The sequence below is a fragment of the Bartonella sp. AP150HLJHH genome (assembly GCF_042196385.1).
Taxonomy (GTDB): domain Bacteria; phylum Pseudomonadota; class Alphaproteobacteria; order Rhizobiales; family Rhizobiaceae; genus Bartonella.
Window position 1 is genome coordinate 1 of the sequence record NZ_JBHIQC010000072.1, and the last position, 2693, is coordinate 2693.

At 38.7% G+C, this 2693-nt stretch carries 1 protein-coding gene; it reads left to right on the plus strand.

The genetic code is table 11. The features are described from left to right. Positions 1–245: 245 nt before the first annotated feature. The coding region (locus ACFING_RS09555; protein ID WP_375630717.1) for an autotransporter outer membrane beta-barrel domain-containing protein at positions 246–2693 on the plus strand (2448 nt) is incomplete at its 3' end.

Consider the following 2693-nt stretch of genomic DNA (forward strand, 5'->3'; position numbering starts at 1 on the left):
TGTCACTTATCAGCATAGATTTAAGAAAATTGGTTTTTCTGGAACGAGTTTCTCTGCTGGATTGCGCCACCTTTTTTAGCGATACATAAACTATATAGTAACTTATATATAAGTATATAGTATTGTATTAAGTATTAAATTAAATATTTCATTTTATATTTATTGTATTTTGAGAAATTTATTAGCTTAATATAGATATTATTCTTCAATGAATAGAAGTAGGGGAATAGGAGGCGGCAAGAGTTATGATTTATGTATTTCATAAATATGTATTTTTATGCAACGTTACAACAGCTATTCTTTATTTTTTGCAGGTTACGTATGTTAATGCTGCAGGATCTTCAAGTGATGCAGGAGGGGCATTTTATAAATGCGATGATAGAAAAACACACTTTCTCGCAGATAAAATCTATTACTTAAAAAGTTCTCAAGAGACGTCTGCTCATATTGCACCTATTGCAGCTATATATGTAGAAAAAGCAGGCACTATTGTTAATGCCTCTCAGATAACAGTTTTTGGCGATGATCCAGATAAAATATCTGCGTATGGGGCGTATGTAAGAAATGGTGGAAAAATTAATTTAATAGCTTCAGATTTTAAGAATATACCTGCTCTTCGTGCTCAAAATGCCGTTATTAGCATGACAGTAGGGGAAATTAAGGGGACTTCACATGCTATTTATGCATGGGGGAGAGGAACGGATATTGCTTTAGTGAGTGTGAATATCAATATTGAGCCAGATAATTTGAATGTAAAAGGGATCGGTATTATGAGTGGTTTTGATGCAATGGTTAAAATGACAGACGGTACCGTTAATTTTAACCAGATTGGCTCATTTTCAACTCGATTTGGGGGGCATTATATTCTTGATACTATGGGGATTACGGGGCAAGGAAGGAGGGAGGAAACTTTAACAGATGGTGATGGAGCTATGGGGGTATTGCCAGAAGCTTTTGAGGTTTTTCAAGGTGGTGACGTTCATTTGAAAAACAATTTTATTCAGCTGAACCATATGCATGCATTCTTGATGAAAAACTTTTCAGGTTATGTAAATGATAATGGTAAGTTAATTCAAAAATATATTTCACCAGATGGCTTTAAGAATACAAATATTAAGATAGAAAAAAACAATATTTCTGTTCAGGGTGAGGGAGTATATGGACTGTGCTTTAATGTTTTAGCTCCAGAAGAACTTGCTAAAATGTTGAGGCAACGAGATGATGAAAAAATTTTAGAAACCAAAAAAGTTATCACGGGGAGGGCATTTGTTTATTTATCAGAGACAAATATGACAGTTCCAGACGGGATTGCGATTTATGCGAAGGGGAATAAAGACTATGAAGTAAAAGGCACTCTTGAATTATCGGATGAAACAAAAATCTCTGGTGATTTGTTGCTAAAAGCTAAAAATAATGCTTCTCTATTGGTGAAAGCAAACGCTTCCTCTCTTACAGGAGGTACGCGTGTTGAGGGTAGATCGGTTATTGATTTAGAGTTAATTCGTTATTCAAAATGGTATCTTACTAAAAGTAAATACAACGGTTTACAGGAATCTGTTTCATCGCTTTCTTCTCTAAGTCTTTCCAATAGCACATTGATCTTTGATGAAGACAGTGGTTATCAAACGCTACGCATTGGAAAAAAAGCAGATATAGGTGCAGGAGATAAAATTCTCGCATCAAAAGATAAAAAAGTCTACAGTGCCGAGGGAAACGCTCAGATTAGGTTGAATGCATTTTTGAATGATGAGGGTTTGTTTAATCCCCAAAAGACGGATCGCATATTGATCTATGGGGATGTTTCTGGAACGACATTCGTTCATGTGCAAAATTTTCCAAAATATGCAAGTAAAGAAGTCTATGAGGGAAAAGATCAAAGCATTTCACTCATTCAAGTTGCTGGAACAGCGCAGGCAGGTTCTTTTCGACTCGCCAATGGTTATGATGATTATACTACGGTGAAAGGTTTTCCTTATCAATATCGTATTCGTGGTTATGGTCCAGGTTCGCCCTTTGGAGAAGCAGATGCTACGCAAAGATTAGTGGAAGGTGAGGGGGAATTTTGGGATTTCCGACTCGAAGGGGTTTATATTTCTTCTAGAATAGGTTCTTATAATGGTCCATTTGGTAAACCTTCTTCATTATCTCATCCTGTTAATCCTCCATCTTCTCCCCCCAATTCACTTTCTACGTCGTTGATATCTGACTCTCCTTCTTCTACGTCCTCTGCTCCTGTCGATCCTCCCCCTCCCGATCCACTTTCTACTTCGTTTGTGTCTGACCCTCCTTCTTTTACGTCCTCTGCTCCTGTCGATCCTCCCCCTCCCGATCCACTTTCTACTTCGTTTGTGTCTGACCCTCCTTCTTCTACGTCCTCTGATCCTGTCGATCCTCTCCCTCCCGATCCATTTTCTACGTCGTTTATGTCTGACGCTCCTTCTTTTACGTCCTCTGATCCTGTTGATCCTCCCCCTCCCAATCCACTTTCTACGTCGTTTGTGTCTGACCCTCCTTCTTCTACGTCCTCTGATCCTGTCGATTCTCCACGCCCTGATCCACTTTCTATGTCGTTGCCATCTGAGCCCTCTGCTCCGGAGGACACTTCATCTCTGGATACTGTTTCTCCTCCTTCTGTCCCTGTTGAACCAAAGCCTTCTCAGTCCTCTGATCCTTTAGATCCTTCATCTAATCTC